Raw genomic sequence first — 20,353 nt, 5'->3', positions numbered from 1 at the left:
GCGGTACTAGTGAATAATCCATGACCACCCCAACCCCCTGCTACCACTGCGCCCTGCCCGTCCCTACCGGTAGCCGCTTCACCGCTGCCGTCCTGGGACAAACCCGCGAATTCTGCTGCCCGGGTTGTCAGGCCGTGGCTGAAGCGATTGTCGCCGGTGGACTGGAGAACTATTACCGGCATCGCAGTGAAGCCTCAGCCAACCCCGAAGCGCTGCCGGTGCAATTGGTGGACGAACTGGCGCTGTATGACCGCGCCGAGGTGCAGCAACCTTTTGTCCGCCATGACGGTGAACTGGCCGAAACCACGCTGTTGATGGAAGGCATCAGTTGCGCCGCCTGCGGCTGGTTGATCGAGAAACACCTGCGCACGTTGCCGGCGGTGGCCGAGGCACGCCTGAACCTGTCGAACCATCGACTGCACGTGCGCTGGGCCGACGCTCAACTGCCGCTCAGTCAGATGCTCGGCGAACTGCGCCACATCGGTTACGCCGCACACCCCTATCAAGCCGATCGCGCCAGTGAACAACTGGCCAGCGAGAACCGCCTGGCGTTGCGCCAGCTCGGTGTGGCCGGCCTGCTGTGGTTTCAGGCGATGATGGCGACCATGGCCACCTGGCCGGAATTCAACATCGACCTCAGCCCCGAACTGCACACCATCCTGCGCTGGGTGGCGCTGTTTCTCACCACTCCGATCGTGTTCTACAGCTGCGCGCCGTTCTTCAAGGGTGCCATGCGCGACCTGCGCACCCGGCACCTGACCATGGATGTTTCAGTGTCGCTGGCCATCGGCAGCGCCTACATCGCCGGCATCTGGACTTCGATCACCGGCGTCGGCGAACTGTATTTCGATGCCGTCGGCATGTTCGCCTTGTTCCTGCTGGCCGGGCGCTACCTGGAGCGCCGCGCCCGTGAACGCACCGCCGCCGCCACCGCGCAACTCGTCAACCTGTTGCCAGCCTCCTGCCTGCGCCTGGGCAGCGACGGTCAGAGCGAACGGATCCTGCTGAGCGAACTGCGAGTGGGTGACCAGGTGCTGGTGCATCCGGGCGCGATACTTCCGGCTGACGGCAAAATCCTCGACGGTCAGTCGAGCATCGACGAGTCTCTGCTGACCGGTGAGTACCTGCCTCAACCTCGTACCCCAGGTGACGCCGTCACTGCCGGCACCCTGAATGTCGAAGGTGCATTGACCGTGGAAGTGCAGGCCCTCGGCCAGGACACCCGCCTCTCCGCCATTGTCCGGTTGCTGGACCGTGCCCAGGCTGAAAAACCGCGACTGGCGGAAATCGCCGACCGCGCCGCTCAATGGTTCCTGCTGCTCACACTGATCGCGTCCGCCTGCATTGGCTTGTTGTGGTGGGAGCTGGACTCCTCCCGGGCCTTCTGGATTGTGCTGGCGATGCTGGTCGCGACCTGCCCGTGCGCCTTGTCCCTGGCAACGCCGACCGCACTCACCGCTGCCACCGGCACTCTGCACAAACTGGGCTTGTTGCTGACGCGCGGCCATGTGCTCGAAGGCCTGAACCAGATCGACACGGTGATTTTCGACAAGACCGGCACCCTCACCGAAGGGCGCCTGGCACTGCGCTCGATTCGCCCCCTCGGCCTACTCGACAGCGATCAGTGCCTGAGTCTCGCCGCTGCGTTGGAAAACCGCTCGGAACACCCGATTGCCCGGGCCTTCGGGCGTGCGCCGATGGCCGCTGAAGAAGTGCACAGTACGCCGGGGCTTGGTCTCGAAGGGCGGGTGGGAGAACAGCGTTTGCGTATCGGCCAGCCCGGTTTTGTCTGTGAGCTCAGCGGTGCCGCCGCGCCATCGATGCCGGACGAAGCCGGCCAATGGCTGCTGCTCGGCAACCCGCAAGGGCCACTGGCCTGGTTCGTGCTCGACGACCGCTTGCGCGCTGACGCCCCGGCCCTGCTGGCAGCCTGCAAGGCCCGCGGCTGGCGCACGTTGTTGCTCTCGGGCGATAGCTCGCCGATGGTTGCCAGTGTCGCGGCCGAACTCGGCATCGATGAAGCCCGGGGCGGCTTGCGTCCGGACGACAAGTTGCAGGTGTTGCAGCAACTGCACCAGGAAGGTCGCAAGGTGTTGATGCTTGGCGATGGGGTCAACGATGTGCCTGTGCTGGCCGCCGCCGATATCAGCGTGGCCATGGGCTCGGCCACCGACCTGGCCAAAACCAGCGCCGACGCGGTGTTGCTGTCCAATCGCCTCGATGCACTGGTGCAAGCTTTCAGCCTGGCCCGGCGCACCCGCCGGGTAATCATCGAGAACCTGCTGTGGGCCGGGTTGTACAATGGTCTCATGTTGCCGTTCGCCGCCCTTGGCTGGATCACTCCGGTGTGGGCCGCGGTCGGCATGTCCATCAGTTCGTTGACCGTGGTGTTGAACGCCCTGCGCCTGACTCGCCTGCCGAGCGCGCCGGCTGCCGGCACCACGCCAGAAACCCGCCCGTTGCCGGCCTGAGCCGCACGGGCATGGAGTCCAGATGCCAGCTCTTTACGTGATGATCCCGGCCGCGCTGCTGATCGTGGCCATCGCTATTTACATTTTCTTCTGGGCGGTCGACAGCGGTCAGTACGACGACCTCGATGGCCCGGCCCACAGCATCCTGTTCGACGATCAGGACCCGAACCACACCGCGGCTGTCGACGAGGCCAGCGGCCATCCGGCCAAACCCGACGACAAGGCCCCGCCCCATGCTTGAATTGGCGCCCTTGATGGTGTCCGCGGTGATTCTCGGTCTGCTCGGTGGCGGTCATTGCCTGGGCATGTGTGGCGGCCTGATGGGCGCGCTGACCCTGGCGATCCCCAACGAACAACGCAGCCGCCGCTTTCGCCTGCTGCTGGCCTACAACCTGGGGCGAATCCTCAGCTATGCCGCCGCCGGCCTGCTGATCGGCCTCGCTGGCTGGGCGGTGGCCAATAGCCCGGCGGCGATGATCATGCGGATACTCGCCGGACTGCTGCTGATTGCCATGGGCCTGTATCTGGCCGGCTGGTGGAGCGGTTTGACGCGTATCGAAAGCCTCGGCCGCGGCCTGTGGCGGCATATCCAGCCGGTTGCCAACCGACTGCTGCCGGTTTCCAGCCTCCCTCGCGCACTGCTGCTCGGTGCACTTTGGGGCTGGCTACCCTGTGGCCTGGTCTACAGCACCTTGTTGTGGTCGGCCAGCCAGGGCAATGCGCTGGACAGTGCGCTGCTGATGCTGGCATTCGGGCTGGGCACCTGGCCTGTACTGCTCGCCACAGGGTTGGCGGCCGAACGGGTGACGGCGTTGTTGCGCAAGCGCAGCGTGCGCATGACCGGTGGATTGCTGGTGATGCTTTTCGGTATCTGGACCTTGCCGGGGCCGCATCAGCATTGGCTCATGGGGCATTAGAACGGCGGTGCCGCCTTCGCGAGCAGGCTCGCTCCCACCGGGAACGCATTTCAACCGTGGGAGCGAGCCTGCTCGCGAAGAGGCCTGCACAAACAACACAGATCCCGACCTTGATGCAAATCAAGATCCCCAATTGTCACACCCCCTAGACTGACCGCCACTGCCAGCCTATTCCGGGGGATGCCCGCATGATGCTCGACGCCATTCGTTGGGATACCGACCTGATCCGCCGTTATGACCTGGCGGGACCACGCTATACCTCCTATCCGACCGCCGTGCAGTTCCACGGCCAGGTCGGCAGCTTCGATCTGCTTCACGCCTTGCGTGACAGCCGCAAAGCGATGCGCCCGTTGTCGCTGTATGTGCACGTGCCATTTTGCGCGAACATTTGCTACTACTGCGCCTGCAACAAAGTCATCACCAAGGATCGTGGCCGTGCCCTGCCCTACTTGCAGCGTATGGAACAGGAAATCCAGTTGATCGCCTGCCACCTCGACCCGACCCAAAAGGTCGAGCAACTGCACTTCGGCGGCGGCACGCCGACCTTTCTGAGCCACGACGAACTGCGCCAGTTGATGGCGCACCTGCGCAAGCACTTCAATTTGCTGGATGATGATTCCGGCGACTACGGCATTGAAATCGACCCACGTGAAGCCGACTGGTCGACCATGGGTCTGTTGCGCGAACTGGGTTTCAACCGGGTCAGCATCGGCCTGCAAGACCTGGATCCGGCGGTGCAGCGCGCGGTCAATCGCCTGCAAAGCCTGGAGGAGACCCGCGCGGTGATCGATGCCGCCCGTACCCTGCAGTTTCGCTCGATCAACATCGACCTGATCTACGGTCTACCAAGACAGACCCCGGAGAACTTCGCCCGCACCGTCGAAGAAGTCATCCGCCTACAACCGGACCGGCTCTCGGTCTTCAACTACGCGCACCTGCCAGAACGTTTCATGCCGCAACGGCGGATCAACAGCGATGAGTTGCCGACGCCAGCGCAGAAACTGGAAATGTTGCAGCACACCATCGAACAACTGACCGGTGCCGGTTACCGCTACATCGGTATGGATCACTTCGCCCTGCCTGACGATGAACTGGCGATTGCCCAGGAAGAATCGACCCTGCAACGCAACTTCCAGGGTTACACCACCCATGGCCATTGCGACTTGATCGGGCTGGGTGTGTCTGCCATCAGTCAGATCGGCGACTTGTACTGTCAGAACAGCAGCGACTTGAACGAGTACCAGAACACTTTGGCGAGCGCTCAATTAGCCACAAGCCGCGGACTGGTGTGCAACGCCGATGACCGTCTGCGTCGTGCAGTGATTCAACAGTTGATCTGCAATCTCAGTCTCGAATTTGCCGAAATCGAACAAATTTTCAATATCGATTTTCAAGGCTATTTCGGCGAACTTTGGCCGCAATTGCAGCACATGGCCAAAGATGGCCTGATCTCGCTGGATCGCGAAAAAATAACCGTGTTACCGGCTGGACGCTTGCTGGTCCGCTCGGTGTGCATGGTGTTTGACGCGTACCTGGAACAACACAGCCGCCAACGGTATTCCAGAGTCATCTAGACGTGCGACAAAAGCGCCATAGGCTGGCCTCGATGTCCTTCGCTGGGTTACCCTTACGTCTTATGTGTGTTTTTCCACAAGGATTGAAGAAATGTCCGAGCCCGTAAAACTGCGCGCCCATAATCAGGCCCATTGTAAGGACTGCAGCCTGGCCCCGCTGTGCTTGCCACTTTCTCTGAATCTGGAAGACATGGACGCGCTGGACGAGATCGTCAAACGTGGCCGCCCGCTGAAAAAGGGTGAGTTTCTGTTCCGCCAGGGTGACACGTTCGACTCTGTTTACGCGGTTCGCTCCGGCGCGCTGAAGACCTTCAACCTGAGCGATACCGGCGAAGAACAGCTCACCGGTTTTCACCTGCCGAGCGAACTGGTCGGCCTGTCGGGCATGGACACCGAAAAACATCCGGTGTCGGCGCAAGCGCTGGAAACCACGTCGGTGTGTGAAATCCCCTTCGAACGCCTCGACGAACTGGCCCTGCAATTGCCACAGCTGCGCCGGCAGCTGATGCGCGTGATGAGCCGCGAGATTCGCGACGATCAACAGATGATGTTGCTGCTGTCGAAGAAGACTGCCGACGAGCGCATCGCCACTTTCCTGGTGAACCTGTCGGCACGGTTCCGTGCCCGGGGTTTTTCGGCCAATCAGTTCCGCCTGAGCATGTCGCGCAACGAAATCGGCAACTACCTGGGCCTGGCGGTGGAGACCGTGTCGCGGGTGTTCACGCGCTTCCAGCAGAACGAATTGATCGCCGCCGAAGGCAAGGAAATCCGCATCCTCGACCCGATCCAGCTGTGCGCACTGGCCGGTGGTTCGATCGAAGGTTGATCTCGATCCGCGGTTGAGCGAACCATTTCAGCCGCGGGTATACTGCGCCGTTTGCAGCCCTGCCAGGACTCTACGACTATGGTCTTCGATTCTTTCGATATCAAATCCCTCATCCGCCCCGTGATCGACTTTCCCAAGCCGGGCGTGATTTTTCGCGACATCACCCCGTTGTTCCAGTCGCCCACGGCCCTGCGCCTGGTGATGGACAGCTTCGCCCATCGTTACGTAGAGGCCGATTTCACCCATATCGGTGCCATGGATGCCCGTGGTTTCCTGATTGGCTCGGTGCTGGCCTATCAGCTGAACAAACCGCTGGTGCTGTTCCGCAAACAAGGCAAGCTGCCGGCCGATGTGCTGGCCGAAGGTTATGCCACCGAGTACGGCGAAGCCTTCCTCGAAGTGCACGCCGACAGCCTGTGCGAGGGCGATTCGGTGGTGATGTTCGATGACCTGATCGCCACGGGTGGCACCCTGATTGCGGCGGCGAACCTGATTCGACGCATGGGTGCCCGGGTTCATGAAGCGGCGGCGATCATTGATCTGCCGGAATTGGGCGGGTCGCAGCGCCTGGAAGATATGGGGATTCCGTCGTTTTGCCTGACTCAGTTTGCGTTGACCGATAAATAAGCAGCGTCCTCAAGGGCCTCTTCGCGAGCAGGCTCGCTCCCACATTGGATTTATGGCGTTCATAAGCCCCCTGTGGGAGCGAGCCTGCTCGCGAAAGCGTCAGCCGCTACACCACAAAACTCAAAGCCCCATCTGCTTGCTGATGATCTCGTTCATCACTTCCCGCGTACCACCCCCGATCGACAGAATCCGGTTATCCCGGTACAGCCGCTCCACCAGACTTTCGCGCATATAGCCCAGACCACCCAGGATCTGTACCGCATCATGGGTAATGCGGTCAGCCGTGTCGGTGGCAAAATTCTTGGCCATGGAAATCTCTTTGATCACGCTTTGCCCTGCGGCCATTTTTGCGGCCTGCCGGTAGGTGAACTCCCTGGAGACTTCCAGTTCGGTGGCCATTTCGGCGAGGCGGTGTTTGATCACCTGGAACTTGCCAATGGGTTTGCCGAAGGCTTCACGCTCCCGTGCCCATTTCAGGCTTTCCTCCAGCGCGAGCTGCGCGGTCATGTTAGCCATCAGGGCCAGCGCCAGGCGTTCGCTCTGGAAGTTACCCATGATGCAGGCGAAGCCCATGTTTTCGCCGCCGATCAGATTGCCCACAGGCACCCGGCAATCATCGAAGAACAGCTCGGCGGTGTCCGACGCCCACCAGCCCATTTTCTTCAACTGCCGTCCCACGGTGAAGCCGGGGGTGCCCTTCTCGATCAACAACAGGCTGATGCCCGCGAAACCCGGCTCGCCAGTGCGCACCGCGACGGTGTAGACATCGGCGCGCACGCCACTGGTGATAAAGGTTTTGCTGCCATTGACCCGATAACAATCACCATCGCGTACAGCGCGGGTTTGCAGGTTGGCGACGTCAGAACCGCCGCCGGGCTCGGTGACGGCCAGGGCGCTGATCTTCTCGCCCGACAACACCTGCGGCACGATCCGATCACGGACTTCAGGCCTGGCCCACTTGAGAATCGGTGGCAGTCCGATGTCCAGCGACCCCAGTCCCGCCACCAGACCACCAGAGCCACAACGCATCAGCTCCTCGCTGGCGGCGACTTTGGCAAATAGATCACCTTCGTGGCTCCCACCGAACGCTTCCGGGTAACCGATGCCAAGAATCCCCGCCGCGCCAGCCTTACGGTAAAGCTCACGGGGAAAGCTTTCGGCTTCTTCCCACTGTTCGATATCCGGAAGTATTTCGCGCTCGACGAAACGTCTGACGCTGTCACGGATTAATTGGTGGTTGGGGTCGAAGTATTCCTGGAAGGCAGGCATCGGCGAACTCCACTGAAGGGTTCAGCGAAGTTAACCGAGCGCTTGCTTGGTTTTCAACTGGATTGTGTGAATCAGGGAGACCGGGGTGCGCCATTCGCGAGCAAGCCCGCTCCCACATTGGATCTATGGTGGTTACAAAATATGTGTATGCAAGAGATTCAATGTGGGAGCGGGCTTGCTCGCGAAGGCGTCAGTTCACACAGCACATGACTTCAGAGAGCAATCGGCTTACGCCCGGCAAACGAATGCGCCAACGTCCCGCCATCCACCAACTCCAGCTCACCGCCCAAAGGCACGCCATGGGCAATGCGCGACGCGATCAGGCCTTTGCTGCTGAGCAACTGGGCGATGTAATGCGCCGTGGCCTCCCCTTCCACGGTCGGGTTGGTGGCCAGAATCACTTCTGTGAACGTACCCGCCTCCTCGATGCGCGCCATCAACTGGGGAATACCGATGGCTTCCGGCCCAAGACCGTCGAGGGGTGACAGGTGCCCCTTGAGTACGAAATAGCGACCACGAAATCCGGTCTGCTCCACGGCGTAGACGTCCATCGGCCCTTCCACGACGCAAAGCAACGTATCGTCGCGCCGGGTGTCAGCGCATTGCGGGCAGAGGTCATCCTCGGTCAGCGTGCGGCACAGTCGGCAGTGACCGACCCCCTCCATGGCCTGGCTCAGGGCCAGCGCCAGTCGCGAGCCGCCGCTGCGATCACGCTCGAGCAACTGCAACGCCATGCGCTGGGCGGTTTTCTGACCCACACCTGGCAAAACGCGCAGGGCATCGATCAGTTGGCGAATCAAAGGGCTGAAGCTCATGGGGGAAAATTCCGACAAAACAACGAGACGCGGTTTATACCCGCGCCTCCCTTAAGCGTCAAATACCAGCGGCAATCAGGCTTGGGCGACCTTCACCACCAGTTTGCCGAAGTTACGCCCTTCCAGCAGACCGATAAACGCATCGGGCGCATTCTCCAGTCCATCGACCACGTCCTCCCGGAACTTCACCTTGCCATCACGCACCCACGGCGCCATGGCGCTGGTGAACTCTGGCTGACGGTCGCCATAGTCGTCGAACACGATGAAGCCCTGGATGCGCACGCGCTTGGTCAGCAGCGTGCGCTGCAACTGCGGAAGGCGATCCGGCCCGCTCGGCGCTTCGCTGGCATTGTAGGAAGCGATCAGGCCACACAACGGAATCCGCGCCTTGGGATTGAGCAGTGGCAACACCGCGTCGAAAACCTTACCGCCGACGTTCTCGTAATAGATGTCGATGCCCTTGGGGCATGCCTGGGCCAGTTCATCGACAAAATCCGGACTCCTGTGGTCAATGCAGGCATCGAAGCCCAGGTCTTGAACCACATAGCGACACTTGTCCGCCCCACCGGCCACGCCAACCACGCGCAAGCCCTTGATCTTCGCAACTTGCCCGACCACCGAGCCCACAGCGCCGGACGCTGCCGCCACCACCAGGGTTTCACCGGCCTTGGGCTGACCGATGTCCATCAAGCCCATGTAGGCGGTCATGCCTGGCATGCCCAGTACGCCCAGGGCCATTGACGGGCTCGGCAGTGTTGACGGGATCGGCATGATGCTGCGCCCGTCGTTGATGCTGTGGCTTTGCCAGCCCGTGGCACCCACCACGAGATCACCTTCCTGAAACCTGGGATTGAGCGAGCGCTCGACCCGACTGACAGCGCCACCGGTCATTACCTCGCCGATTTGCACCGGGGCGGCGTAGGACGGTGCGTCACTCATGCGCCCGCGCATGTAGGGGTCCAGCGACAGGTAAAGGGTCTTGAGCAGCACCTCGCCGTCGGCCAGATCGGGCAGCGTGACCCGTTCCAGGCGGAAGTTCTCCGGGGTCGGCGCGCCGACCGGGCGTGAGGCCAGGACAATGCGTTGGTTGAGGGTCAGTGGGTCGGACATGTCAGCGTCTCCTGTGGTCGATGATTTCGGGGATATAGGGAGCAGACCTTTGTGGCGGTGGTGTGTTCGATGTTTCCAGCCTGGGACCGAGTTGACGTCTTCGCGAGCAGGCTCGCTCCCACAGTTAATCGTAATCACCCTGTGGGAGCGAGCCTGCTCGCGAAGACGATTTCACAGACACTGCATTTCCAACAGGCGAAAACAAAAATGCCAGGCGCGATGCCTGGCATTTTTATGTAGCCCATCCGAAGCGCTTTGGCGAATCAGAACGGCAGTTTCATGCCCGGCGGCAGTTGCATGCCAGCGGTCATGCTGCCCATTTTTTCCTGGCTGTTGGCTTCGATCTTGCGCACCGCGTCGTTGACGGCGGCGGCAACGACTGCTTCCAGCATTTCCTTGTCGTCTTCGCTCATGCCTTCGACCAGGCTCGGGTCGATGCTTACACTCTTGACGTCATGACGACCGGTCATCACCACGGTGACCATATCGCCACCCGCCTTACCAGTGACTTCGGCGTTGGCCAGCTCTTCCTGCATCTTGGCCATTTTTTCCTGCATCTGCTGCGCCTGCTTCATCAGGCCGGCCATGCCACCTTTCATCATGGGAATCACCTCAAAAGTACTTGGATTAAAGCGGCGCCCGGCTCTTTCGGCCGAACGCCTTCAGTTATTAGCCCTGACTGACCAGGGCTTCGACAGGTTCAATAGTATCGTTACGGATCACCGCACCGAACTGCTGCATCATTTGCTGGATGAACGGATCGCCGTGGATGGACTCTTCTGCCTCGCGCTGGCGATCGGCACGACGGCGAGACGCAGCCTGGGCCGGGGTCTCCTGCTCGGGCTTGATCAACTCCATGGTGAGGGTCAGGGTACGCCCGTGATACTGGTTCAACGCATCGTTGAGGCGACGCTGCTGCGTGGCGTTGAACAAGGCGCTATGGGCCGGGTCCAGGTGCAACAACCAATTGTCGCCCTCGACGGAGATCAAGGTGCAGTTGGCGGCGATGCTGCCGGTCATGCCGGAAATCGGCAGCTTCGGGAACAGCTCCAGCCATTGCAGGGCCAACCCGGTGGCCGGCGCAGCAGCAGGCTCAGGTTCGGGCTCCGGCGCTGGCTCAGCGACATGTTCGCTGGCCAGGTCATCGAGGTAGCTGTAGGCCGAATCCATGTCCGGCTCGATGTAGTCCTCATCCAGCGGCGGTTCGTCGTCGAGGTCCATGCCGGGCGTGGCGGCATCGACCTCGGCCACGGACGGTTCGGGAATCGGCGCGGCGGCCCACTCTGGAGCGTCCGGCACCACGCTGTCAGGTGTCGGCGTCATCACCGGCGGCAATTCGGGCTGCTCGCTGGCGGTTTCCAGCACCGGCGCCACCGCTGGCTGCTGGACGATGGCCGGTTCGACCGGGTCATTCCACGGCAGGTCGACAACCTCTTCGACCACGGCCGCCTCGACCACAGGCTCGGCTGCAACCACCGGCGCAACCGGTTCAGGCTCGGGAGTTTGCGTCGGCGCGACGACTGGCGCAGGCTCGACGGGTGCAACTGCCGCAGCGACTACCGGCGCAACAACTGGCGCGGCAGCCACGGATTTGGCGGAATCAACTGTGGCCTGGCTGATCCCCACTGGCTTTAGCGATTGCCTCGGGGCGTCCGCAGTGTCGGCCGGCCGGAACGCGAGCATCCGCAGCAGCACCATTTCAAAGCCGCCTCGCGGGTCCGGTGCCAGCGGCAAGTCGCGGCGACCGATCAGGCCCATCTGATAATAGAACTGCACATCTTCGGCCGGCAGGGCCTGGGCCAGGGCCAGTACCCGGTCCCGATCGCCATGACCATTGTCGACACCCTCGGGCAAGGCCTGGGCGATAGCGACACGGTGCAGCACATTGAGAATTTCCGAGAGCACGCCGCTCCAGTCCGGACCTTGTTCGGCCAGATGGCGGACGGCTTCGAGCAACGCCTTGGCATCGCCTTCGATCAGCGCATGCAGGACGTCGTAGACCTGACCGTGATCGAGCGTCCCGAGCATCGCCCGCACATCGGCGGCCATGACCTTGCCTTCACCGAAGGCAATCGCCTGGTCGGTGAGGCTCATCGCGTCACGCATCGAGCCATCGGCGGCACGACCCAGCAGCCACAGTGCATCATCCTCGAACGGCACGTTCTCGACGCCCAGTACGTGGGTCAAATGCTCGACCACGCGCTCCGGCGTCATGTTCTTCAGAGAGAATTGCAGGCACCGCGAGAGAATCGTTGCAGGTAGTTTCTGCGGGTCGGTGGTCGCCAGGATAAACTTGACGTAGGGTGGCGGCTCTTCAAGGGTCTTGAGCAGCGCATTGAAGGAATGGCTGGAGAGCATGTGCACTTCGTCGATCAGGTAGACCTTGAAGCGCCCGCGGCTCGGCGCGTACTGCACGTTATCGAGCAGCTCGCGGGTATCCTCGACCTTGGTGCGGCTGGCGGCGTCGATCTCGATCAGGTCGACGAAACGACCTTCATCGATTTCACGGCATACCGAACACTCACCACAGGGTGTCGAAGTGATACCTGTTTCACAATTCAGGCATTTGGCGATGATCCGCGCGATGGTGGTCTTGCCGACCCCGCGCGTACCGGTAAACAGGTAGGCGTGGTGCAGCCGCTGGCTGTCCAAGGCGTTGATCAGAGCCTTGAGCACATGGGTCTGGCCGACCATTTCGCGGAACGAGCGCGGACGCCATTTACGTGCAAGAACCTGATAACTCATCGAAAACCATCGCCACTGGGAAGCAGAAGCGGCTAATGCTAGCGGAGCAAGGCCAAAATTGCATCCGGTGCGCTCGTCTAATCTGGCTAAGCTGCTGTTTGGGGGCGGTTTGTTTCAAAAATAGCGGAGTGTTTATGCGGCTGGCCTTGGGGGGACTGCTGTTGATTGGCCTGAACAACGCCGCCGCGCAAGCGCCGTTGCGCTTTGTGGTGCCCGACAGTTGGGCGATGCCGATGGTCCAGCTTGAACACGGCCGCCCCACCCAGGGCATTCTGTATGACGTGATGCTCAGTCTCGCGACCCAGGTCGGTGTACCGGCGGAGTTTCATGTGCTACCTCGGGGCCGGGTACAGAGCGCCATGGAACAGGGCGAAGTCGATGTTCGTTGCTATGCCGCGCAGTCCTGGCTGCCAAACCAGTCAGGCGACTACCTTTGGAGCATCCCGCTCTTTACTCAACCTGATTTACTGATCAGCCGCCCTGACCCGCACACCTCGGTCATTCCAGCGAATCTCTCGCGACAGTCCATCGGCACCGTACTCGGCTACAGCTACCCGACCCTGCAACCGCTGTTCGATGCCAATCAGCTACACCGGGACGATGCCCGCAACCAGGAGCAAGTGCTGGAAAAACTCCAGGCCGGACGCAATCGCTATGCCGTCAGCAATCAATGGACACTGGACTGGTTCAATCAGCGGCTGCTGCCGGGCAGGCAACTGCAAGGCCTGGCGGTGCTACAGGAGCAAAGCGTCGGTTGCTACGTGCGCAATGATCCGGATGTGCCGGTGCAACGGATTTTGCGGACGTTGTTGCGCATGAAAATGTCCGGGGAAATCGATGAGATCATTCGGCTATATATCGGGAAGCCATGAACCTTGTGGGAGCGAGCCTGCTCGCGAAGCGATTCAACATTCAATAGGAGTGTTGGCTGATCGTCAGTCTTCGCGAGCAGGCTCGCTCCCACATTTGATATTCATGAGTCTCACATTGGGTTCAGGCCGCCCGCCACTGCGGCGGTGCGACAAAACCTTCGACCCAGCCCGGCACATCCACTGACGGCATCGGCCGCGCAATGAAGTACCCCTGAGCCACTTCGCAGCCCAACTGCAGCAACAACTCACCGTGCTCGACGCTTTCCAGCCCCTCGGCAATCACCTGCCGGCCAAACGCCCGAGCCAGACCGATCACTGCGGTGGTCAGGGCAAGGTCGTCGCCGTCATGCAGAATGTCGCGCACAAAGGATTTATCAATCTTGATGGTTTGGGTACGTAGACGCTTGAGGTAGCTCAAGGACGAATATCCCGTACCGAAATCCCCCAATGAAAACTGCACACCCAGCGCCTGACAGGCCTGCAGACAATCGCTGACATGCTGGATATTCTCGATGGCGACCGACTCGACGATCTCCAGGTCAAGCCGCTGCGGCGCGACCCCGGCATGCCGCGCGAGAACCCCTTTAAGCCGTTCGACAAAATCCGTCCGCTGGAAATGCCGCGCCGCGATGTTGACGCTCACGGGCCAGTCATGCCCGACCTGGTGCCACTCATCGAGCTGTATCAGCACTTTATCCATCACCCACTCACCGATATCGATGATCAGGTCGGTTTCTTCCACCAGCGGTAAAAACTCCCGGGCAGGCACGATGCCGTTTTGCGGATGCTGCCAACGCAACAGAGCCTCGAAACCGACGACCTCGCCACGACGCATGTTGACCTTGGGCTGGAAATGCAGGCGCAACTCGTCGCAAGCCAGCGCCTGACGCACTTGCTCCACGGTCTGATGAGTGGCCTTCACCTCGCGATCCCGGGATACATCAAACAGATGAAAGCGCTTGCGCCCGCTCTGCTTGGCCACGTACATCGCCTGATCGGCGTGGCGCAACAAGGTTTCGGCATTTTCGTTGTCGTGGGGGAACAGCGTGACACCAATGCTGGCAAACACATTGATGTCCTTGCCATTGAGCGAATAGGGCGCGGAGATTGCTTCCAGCACCCGGTTCAACGCCGCGCGCAGTTCCGGCAAGTCGCGCACATAGCGCAACACCAGCACGAACTCGTCACCGGCCAGTCGCGCCACCACATCCTCACCGCGCACGATGCCGCGCAATCGTTTGGCAACCTCCACCAATAAAAGATCGCCGCTGGCATGGCCGTAGCCATCGTTGACGGCCTTGAAGCCGTCGAGGTCGAGCATGCACACCGCCAGCGGGATGCTTTCCTGCCGTGAAAACTCCAGTGCCTGATCCAGCAAATCCGACAGAAACGCGCGGTTTGGCAGCCCGGTCAGCACGTCATGCCCGACTCGCCATTGCAGAGAATGGAGCAGTTGACGCTTTTCGCTGATATCAAAACGAATCGACAGATAACGCTCGACGCGTCCGGTGGCGTTATCGAGCACCGGCACCATGGTGCTTTCGACCCAATACAGACTGCCATCTTTCGCGCGGTTGCAGATTTCGCCCTTCCAGACACTGCCCAGAGCGATGGTGCGCCACATCCCGGCGAAAAACTCACTCGAATGCATGCCGGAATTGAGCAGGCGATGGTTTCGCCCGAGCAGTTCCTCACGGCTGTAGCCGGAGATTGCGCAGAATTGATCGTTGACGTGGGTGATCCGGCCAGTCAGATCGGTCTCTGAAAAAATGGCGGCGGCATCCACGGCCCTGCGGTACTTCTCATCCATGAGTCAGACTCGCTGTTGCTGGCGGTGGGGCCTGTTTAAGGCAGCAGCACCAATATTTGTAATTTTTTTGAAAGGCTTCAGCGTCGCACCTGGGTTCTCGCAGTCCTGCGAGTACGCGCGCTAATGGCTCACTCACACTCTCCGAACGGTAGAGAGCAGGTCAACCAATGCCTCTTTTGGGCGGCGATTCTACGAAACACATCACATTTTGCAAAGCAAGGTGATGAACCATGCGGTTGCCCGATGCAAAAAACTATCGTTAAGTTCTTGATTATAAATGGGAATAGAGCGATGCAAATTTCAAGTTTTGGACAAACTGAAGACGACGAAAAGCCGCAATGGACAAGACCATGGCAGCGCAATAAAAGTACTTTCAAATAGAAACGCGAAGAGGGTTCGCGTGGCGTTAAGGTGGCGACCCCACCAGCCACACCCCGGCACACAATGTTCCCGCTGTGGCTGCTGCCTTCCGGCTCTGACCGGGTGGCATGCCAGCATGCTCGGTAATCGTTGCGGGCCTTACGGGGTAAGGGTTTCAGGGTTTTTGGGGTGCAATATTTCTACCGTGCAAACTCGCCGCACGGGCAGTAAACCCTCGGGGTGTAGCCAGCACTGTCACACTTTGCTGTAACACTTTGGTGTCACACCCATGGCCTACCTAATCAAGCGCGGGGCGCTCTATTACCTCAATCTCAAGCTGCCTAAGCACCTCTTCCCGAGGTGTCACACTTTACGTTTGAGCCTGAACATCCGACATCGGCAGAGTGCCCAGTTCCTCGCCGCTTCACTAGCTCAGCAGGTGCACAAACACCTGAATGAACACCCCATGGCAGACCTCCGGACGCTGCGTAGGCTGTGTTCGGAGTGGCGAGACTCTGCCCCCTCACCAACTATCCAACCTGCTGCACGGGAGGCGCCGACCAATACCATGATGCGGAACAGCGATGGTCCTACCCTCGCCACCTTGTCGAAACTATATATAGAAGAAGGAAAACGTGGTGGTACGTGGCGGGAGGTCAGCACCTTCGAGGTGGAACGTGCGTTACGCGATCTGTTCGAGTTGATCGGTGACATGCCCGTCGAGGCGTTCGACGCACAACAGGCTCGACTGTTAAAAGAGCGGTTGAGCCGGTGCCCACAATACTTTGGCCTACGCCCTGAGTACGAGGGAAAGACATTGAAGCAAGTGGTTGAGTCTGGCGCCACTTACAAAACCATCACCGCCGTTACCGTAAACAACCGCCTACGCAAACTCTCAGCGTTCATGAACTGGTGCAAGTCGAACGGCTACATCACGGACAATCCACTGCTGGGACTCAAGGCCATGACCGGATCAGCCAAAGAGGCCCGGTTGTCATTTGATCGACACGACCTGACCACCCTGCTGGACCTGGATGCACTTAAGGTACAAGCCCGAAAGCACCCATGGCGCTATTGGTTGCCATTGCTCGGTCGCACCACCGGAGCACGACTAGAAGAACTCTGCCAACTGCGGGTGGATGACTTCATCGAACAACAGGGTATTCAATGCATCCGCATCGACGACAGTCGTGAAGGCCAGAACCTGAAGAACTCCAGCAGCCGACGCGTTCTCCCCTTGCACCCCGCACTGATCGAACTGGGGTTGTTGAAGCATGTTGAATCGGTCCGGAACACCGGAACAGATCGTCTGTTCCCTGAGCTGGAAGCGGTTCGAGGGAAGCTGGGCCACGCACCATCGAAATGGTTCGGTCGGTACAAGACGAAGTTGGGCATCACCGACCCGAGAAAGACGTTCCACAGCTTTCGCCACACACTTATTGACGACCTGCGGGACGCTGGTGTGCAGGACTCACTAATCAAACGAATAGCAGGACACGAGGATGGTGCAGTGACGTTCAGTATTTATGGCAGTCGCAGCCCGCTGAAAGCTATGGCGGAGGCGCTGCGACAAGTAGAGCTTTAAACCCGCATCTACAACTGGGGTTGCATTAGGATCTATGCCCGTGAACTGGTTTGCGTAAACACATAGCCCAATGCGACCCCACATCACTGCTCTCGCAATTGGTTTACCGTCGACGAACTTGTGCGAGTGCAGTTGGCCCGATGACATCGAAGCCTGAGCGTAACGGCGGCACTTACGCCGTCAAGGTAATGGTCTACGCCTAGGCAATGTGGATTAGTGCCGAGCACCACCTGAAATTCATCCGTGCTTATGACCGCATGGTGACTGACACCTAAACCACACCAAAATAGCTCACACGAGTTAAACAGACCAAAAACTACTTTAGCACTTCATCACGAAAAAACACCAAATCGACGCTCAAGACAATACGAAAACCATAGAAGCTCTTCAATTTCCAACCTCGAACTGCAATTACTCCAACCCTATTAAAACAGCACTATACGTCAATTGCAGCACACAAATAACACCATTCAAAACATCAACAACGTCAATTAATTAATCATGCTGTATTCCATTTACAGCAACTAACTAATGCAGTGCTGTACATTAATTACAGCAACAAAAGTGCTGTATCACACATACAGCAAACAGCAAAAAAATTTCAACCCAATGAATTTTTTCGGTTGACAGGAGCGATTAGCGTGATCAACATATGCCTCGTAAACAGTGCTCCCCCCTCGAAAAATCTTTATGAACACAGAACTTCTTATCGGACCCTAAGTGCATGAACAGAACATCCATCTCGGACAACACTCTATCAAAGCTTGTAATGGACTCAAATTAACTCACCATAGTACCCGTTACCGATAGCACCATGGCGGTATCATTCCGTACACAAACTTTAGTTTCAAGCCTCCACTAGACAAGTTTCCTACAGTCGAGTTACGCAACGCCATAACCTCGCATAACCGATACAAATCTCCCTGCTATAACTTATGAAGTCATAGTAGCGGATTCTTTTTGCGTAAAAAACAATTGGACAACACATGAAAAAATCATGCACCCGCTCCAAAAAAGGCTACACCCCAGATGAAGTTGAAGCAATAATTCGCGCTCTCCGGTCGCCATATTGCGATTTCGCTGACGACGAGAGTTTCTTCGACACCCCTCAACTTTACTTCCTAATGACGACTGAATTGGAGATTTTGGGTATAACAGATAACCCGTCCGATGAAAGCGATGAATATTGCGTACCTGCTAATGACCACGATTTTGCTTTCATCATAGAATTTAAAAAGAACTGGGAGGACGTTAATCCTTATTTCTGGGAGTTAGAGATATACCGAGATTATTATAGAGCGCGATCGAACCTCTACAATATCAGGAGAGGTTACCCAGAAACCTCCATCCATCAGCACTTTAAAAAAATAGATAATATTAAGCGCTTACCCTGAGAATCTAAAGACGGCGCCAGAACGCAGTATAAAACTCCTAAACTGTAGTTCTGGCCAACTGCCAGGTTCGATCCCCAAAAAAAAGTCCAAGTAAAACTTACTTCTCCAGTATCAAAACGCAACGGACTATGAAGACCATTAACATCTCAATTGCTCCCCCTGGAGCAGGAAAAACTGAAGCTCTACTAAGTAAGCTCCCCGCCCTATTAGATGCAGGTAAGCGTATAATCCTAGCTCTACCAACCCTAGTTTTGAGCGACAGTATCGCTCGACGTGCGTGCGAGGCTGGAGTTACATATCGCACTATCGACCAGCGTTGCGGCGAAGCGGTAGTCCTCACGCTGGAGAAAGCACTGCGAGAGAAGGCAGATTCGTTCATCATCTGTACGCAGGAGTCGATACGGAAAGTTCAGCACAAACTGTTTTCTGGCTGGGTACTGGTAGTTGACGAACTCCCAAAGGTCGTAGATTACCCCGACTACGGTCTAAAACCGATGGAGCTGGAACGGGTGCTCCACTTTACGGACGAGCTCGATGGACAACTATGGATAAAGGATGATCTTAAGGAAGCAGTACGGGAACAGGTGTCGACAAACCGTGCAGACGCACGAGGAACAGCCTGCTCAACACTAGGAAGGTCGGCCGCACACATCTTTCGGCTACTACTATCCAAAATTGATGTCTTCATCGACCAGCCGCAACCAGACAGTGTGCGTCATATACGTGCTGTTGAAGAGTTTACAGACTGGTGGGAAATCTTCTCATCAGCCATTGAGTGCCACGTACTGGCAGCGAGCATCCAGAACAGCGAGTTCGAGGTATTTGCGACGGTCCATGGCTTTCACTTCAAGCGGTCTGAATTCACGCCAGAAGGCAACCCCATTAACAGCGTCGTAACCATTTTCCCTGTTGTTCAGACTGGTCAGAAGTTCAGTAAGGGAATGATGCTTGCCCCGCACGGAGATAAGCGGCTTATTGATATCGTTCTAAAGAACATTCTGGAGCGCACAATGAGTCTACCGCTTTTATTTGCCAACAAATGGGCCAACTTGCAGTTCACACGTGACGTTGAATATATCCCAAAAGACTGTCGCGGCCTGAACAACTATACTCACGCAACTGAGGCAATAGTACTTTTCGGCGGCAACCCGAGCCCTTCGGACAGTAATGGAATAAAGTATCTTTCCGCAAAGTACGGGAAAGACTTCGAAGAAGCGTTCATCACGACCAGATTTCTGGAGCCATCTTTACAGGCGGTTACTCGCACGGCTGTTCGCTGTTATGACAACACCAAAGATTTGCATTTCTACGTTCAGGACCATCGTGTTGTTGATTATCTGCGTTCAACGTACTTCCCAGATGCGACAGTTGACTGGTCACTGGCAAGTACAGTACCCATCAAACGAGATGGCAGGAAGCTGGACGAGAAAACCGAAGAAGAAGTTAAACGGCTAATATCACTCGGTACTTCAACGTGTCAGATTCAGCGAGAAACTGGAGTTTCACGCCCGAAGATAACCAAGATGAAGAAAATGCACAAAGCTGCCTAACATTCCCGACAGTGTGTAACCTATCCTAAAAGACTTCTTAGGAAGGGTTACACCCTATTCATCGCAACGACCTATGCCGTTCGGCACGGATTAATTTACATAATGAAAAAAGAGATGGGGCAGAGAACCCCCTCTTCGCTTTGCTTTTCGCTTTCAACCTAGCTTAGTAACTTGTGGCGTGAGCCATGACTGAGCATCCAAAAAGAACTAATAGTGACGCAATCACATGGGTAAGTCTATGCCTGTAGGCACCAGTTCTATCCCCACAATTAAGAGCAAGAGCAACAGCGGGAGGGGCACCCCCTACCCTCCCTTCTTGAACCTCTACAATTATTAACTAACCAAAGTACTACTAATAGAGGATTACTTCGTGACGTAAACGTCACAACTAACTTTGCAAGGTAATAACTCTACCAGTAGGGTGGAGT

16 protein-coding genes are annotated in these 20,353 nt (G+C 57.9%); 10 read left to right on the top strand and 6 right to left on the bottom strand.

The window, feature by feature from the left end; genetic code table 11:
- Positions 1–20 precede the first annotated feature (20 nt).
- The 6 genes from HNQ83_RS06810 (at position 21) to HNQ83_RS06785 (ending at position 6,415) form a co-directional block, all read left to right on the top strand.
- Positions 21–2,471, top strand: coding sequence for a heavy metal translocating P-type ATPase (locus HNQ83_RS06810; RefSeq protein ID WP_175388248.1), 2,451 nt, complete (start codon positions 21–23; stop codon positions 2,469–2,471).
- A 22-nt stretch (positions 2,472–2,493) separates the two neighbouring features.
- Positions 2,494–2,712 (top strand): cbb3-type cytochrome oxidase assembly protein CcoS, encoded by a 219-nt coding sequence (ccoS, locus tag HNQ83_RS06805; protein WP_059404569.1) that lies wholly within the window; start codon positions 2,494–2,496, stop codon positions 2,710–2,712.
- Entirely contained in the window at positions 2,705–3,388 is a 684-nt protein-coding gene (locus tag HNQ83_RS06800; RefSeq protein ID WP_175388247.1) for a sulfite exporter TauE/SafE family protein, read from the top strand. Before ccoS ends, HNQ83_RS06800 begins: the two co-directional genes overlap by 8 nt.
- A gap of 191 nt (positions 3,389–3,579) precedes the next feature.
- Positions 3,580–4,962 (top strand): oxygen-independent coproporphyrinogen III oxidase, encoded by a 1,383-nt coding sequence (gene hemN, locus HNQ83_RS06795; RefSeq protein WP_175388364.1) that lies wholly within the window; start codon positions 3,580–3,582, stop codon positions 4,960–4,962.
- A gap of 91 nt (positions 4,963–5,053) precedes the next feature.
- Positions 5,054–5,788, top strand: coding sequence for a fumarate/nitrate reduction transcriptional regulator Fnr (gene fnr, locus HNQ83_RS06790; RefSeq protein ID WP_175388246.1), 735 nt, complete (start codon positions 5,054–5,056; stop codon positions 5,786–5,788).
- A gap of 78 nt (positions 5,789–5,866) precedes the next feature.
- The gene (locus tag HNQ83_RS06785) at positions 5,867–6,415 is read left to right on the top strand and encodes an adenine phosphoribosyltransferase (protein WP_034152844.1); all 549 of its coding nucleotides are present in this window, start codon (positions 5,867–5,869) and stop codon (positions 6,413–6,415) included.
- Between the two features lie 120 nt (positions 6,416–6,535).
- On the opposite strand, the gene HNQ83_RS06780 is transcribed toward HNQ83_RS06785, so the two are convergent.
- The 5 genes from HNQ83_RS06780 to dnaX form a co-directional block, all read right to left on the bottom strand.
- On the bottom strand, positions 6,536–7,684 hold the full coding sequence (locus HNQ83_RS06780) for an acyl-CoA dehydrogenase family protein (RefSeq protein WP_175388245.1): 1,149 nt from the start codon (positions 7,682–7,684) through the stop codon (positions 6,536–6,538).
- A 212-nt stretch (positions 7,685–7,896) separates the two neighbouring features.
- Entirely contained in the window at positions 7,897–8,499 is a 603-nt protein-coding gene (recR, locus tag HNQ83_RS06775; RefSeq protein WP_175388244.1) for a recombination mediator RecR, read from the bottom strand.
- A gap of 75 nt (positions 8,500–8,574) precedes the next feature.
- A complete protein-coding gene (locus HNQ83_RS06770) occupies positions 8,575–9,609 on the bottom strand; it encodes an NADP-dependent oxidoreductase (RefSeq protein WP_175388243.1) in 1,035 nt (344 codons plus the stop codon).
- Between the two features lie 263 nt (positions 9,610–9,872).
- Complete coding sequence (locus tag HNQ83_RS06765; protein WP_095197315.1) at positions 9,873–10,211, bottom strand: YbaB/EbfC family nucleoid-associated protein; 339 nt, start codon at positions 10,209–10,211, stop codon at positions 9,873–9,875.
- Between the two features lie 67 nt (positions 10,212–10,278).
- Positions 10,279–12,354 (bottom strand): DNA polymerase III subunit gamma/tau, encoded by a 2,076-nt coding sequence (gene dnaX / locus HNQ83_RS06760; protein ID WP_175388242.1) that lies wholly within the window; start codon positions 12,352–12,354, stop codon positions 10,279–10,281.
- A gap of 134 nt (positions 12,355–12,488) precedes the next feature.
- Between dnaX and HNQ83_RS06755 the strand changes: the two genes are divergently transcribed.
- Positions 12,489–13,226, top strand: a complete 738-nt coding sequence (locus tag HNQ83_RS06755) for an ABC transporter substrate-binding protein (protein ID WP_175388241.1) — start codon at positions 12,489–12,491, stop codon at positions 13,224–13,226.
- 121 nt (positions 13,227–13,347) lie between these two features.
- On the opposite strand, the gene HNQ83_RS06750 is transcribed toward HNQ83_RS06755, so the two are convergent.
- Positions 13,348–15,036: a bifunctional diguanylate cyclase/phosphodiesterase gene (locus HNQ83_RS06750; protein WP_175388240.1), complete on the bottom strand. Its 1,689-nt coding sequence runs from the start codon at positions 15,034–15,036 to the stop codon at positions 13,348–13,350.
- Between the two features lie 649 nt (positions 15,037–15,685).
- On the opposite strand from HNQ83_RS06750, the gene HNQ83_RS06745 reads away from it, so the two are divergent.
- The 3 genes from HNQ83_RS06745 to HNQ83_RS06735 all read left to right on the top strand — a co-directional run bounded on the left by HNQ83_RS06745 (position 15,686) and on the right by HNQ83_RS06735 (position 19,925).
- Positions 15,686–16,981 (top strand): site-specific integrase, encoded by a 1,296-nt coding sequence (locus HNQ83_RS06745; protein WP_175388239.1) that lies wholly within the window; start codon positions 15,686–15,688, stop codon positions 16,979–16,981.
- 986 nt (positions 16,982–17,967) lie between these two features.
- On the top strand, positions 17,968–18,375 hold the full coding sequence (locus HNQ83_RS06740) for a hypothetical protein (protein WP_175388238.1): 408 nt from the start codon (positions 17,968–17,970) through the stop codon (positions 18,373–18,375).
- A gap of 128 nt (positions 18,376–18,503) precedes the next feature.
- On the top strand, positions 18,504–19,925 hold the full coding sequence (locus tag HNQ83_RS06735; RefSeq protein WP_175388237.1) for a hypothetical protein: 1,422 nt from the start codon (positions 18,504–18,506) through the stop codon (positions 19,923–19,925).
- Positions 19,926–20,353 lie beyond the last annotated feature (428 nt).

Origin of the sequence: Pseudomonas sp. C2B4 (assembly GCF_013359695.1) — a bacterium.
Lineage (GTDB): Bacteria > Pseudomonadota > Gammaproteobacteria > Pseudomonadales > Pseudomonadaceae > Aquipseudomonas.
This window is presented reverse-complemented; position numbering and strand designations above follow the sequence as displayed.

What these genes read in the sequence shown, in the direction of transcription:
- HNQ83_RS06810 (WP_175388248.1), top strand. Translation starts at nt 21, where the DNA reads ATGACCACCCCAACCCCCTGCTACCACTGCGCCCTGCCCGTCCCTACC.
- ccoS (WP_059404569.1), top strand. Translation starts at nt 2,494, where the DNA reads ATGCCAGCTCTTTACGTGATGATCCCGGCCGCGCTGCTGATCGTGGCC.
- HNQ83_RS06800 (WP_175388247.1), top strand. Translation starts at nt 2,705, where the DNA reads ATGCTTGAATTGGCGCCCTTGATGGTGTCCGCGGTGATTCTCGGTCTG.
- hemN (WP_175388364.1), top strand. Translation starts at nt 3,580, where the DNA reads ATGCTCGACGCCATTCGTTGGGATACCGACCTGATCCGCCGTTATGAC.
- fnr (WP_175388246.1), top strand. Translation starts at nt 5,054, where the DNA reads ATGTCCGAGCCCGTAAAACTGCGCGCCCATAATCAGGCCCATTGTAAG.
- HNQ83_RS06785 (WP_034152844.1), top strand. Translation starts at nt 5,867, where the DNA reads ATGGTCTTCGATTCTTTCGATATCAAATCCCTCATCCGCCCCGTGATC.
- HNQ83_RS06780 (WP_175388245.1), bottom strand. Translation starts at nt 7,684, where the DNA reads ATGCCTGCCTTCCAGGAATACTTCGACCCCAACCACCAATTAATCCGT.
- recR (WP_175388244.1), bottom strand. Translation starts at nt 8,499, where the DNA reads ATGAGCTTCAGCCCTTTGATTCGCCAACTGATCGATGCCCTGCGCGTT.
- HNQ83_RS06770 (WP_175388243.1), bottom strand. Translation starts at nt 9,609, where the DNA reads ATGTCCGACCCACTGACCCTCAACCAACGCATTGTCCTGGCCTCACGC.
- HNQ83_RS06765 (WP_095197315.1), bottom strand. Translation starts at nt 10,211, where the DNA reads ATGATGAAAGGTGGCATGGCCGGCCTGATGAAGCAGGCGCAGCAGATG.
- dnaX (WP_175388242.1), bottom strand. Translation starts at nt 12,354, where the DNA reads ATGAGTTATCAGGTTCTTGCACGTAAATGGCGTCCGCGCTCGTTCCGC.
- HNQ83_RS06755 (WP_175388241.1), top strand. Translation starts at nt 12,489, where the DNA reads ATGCGGCTGGCCTTGGGGGGACTGCTGTTGATTGGCCTGAACAACGCC.
- HNQ83_RS06750 (WP_175388240.1), bottom strand. Translation starts at nt 15,036, where the DNA reads ATGGATGAGAAGTACCGCAGGGCCGTGGATGCCGCCGCCATTTTTTCA.
- HNQ83_RS06745 (WP_175388239.1), top strand. Translation starts at nt 15,686, where the DNA reads ATGGCCTACCTAATCAAGCGCGGGGCGCTCTATTACCTCAATCTCAAG.
- HNQ83_RS06740 (WP_175388238.1), top strand. Translation starts at nt 17,968, where the DNA reads ATGAAAAAATCATGCACCCGCTCCAAAAAAGGCTACACCCCAGATGAA.
- HNQ83_RS06735 (WP_175388237.1), top strand. Translation starts at nt 18,504, where the DNA reads ATGAAGACCATTAACATCTCAATTGCTCCCCCTGGAGCAGGAAAAACT.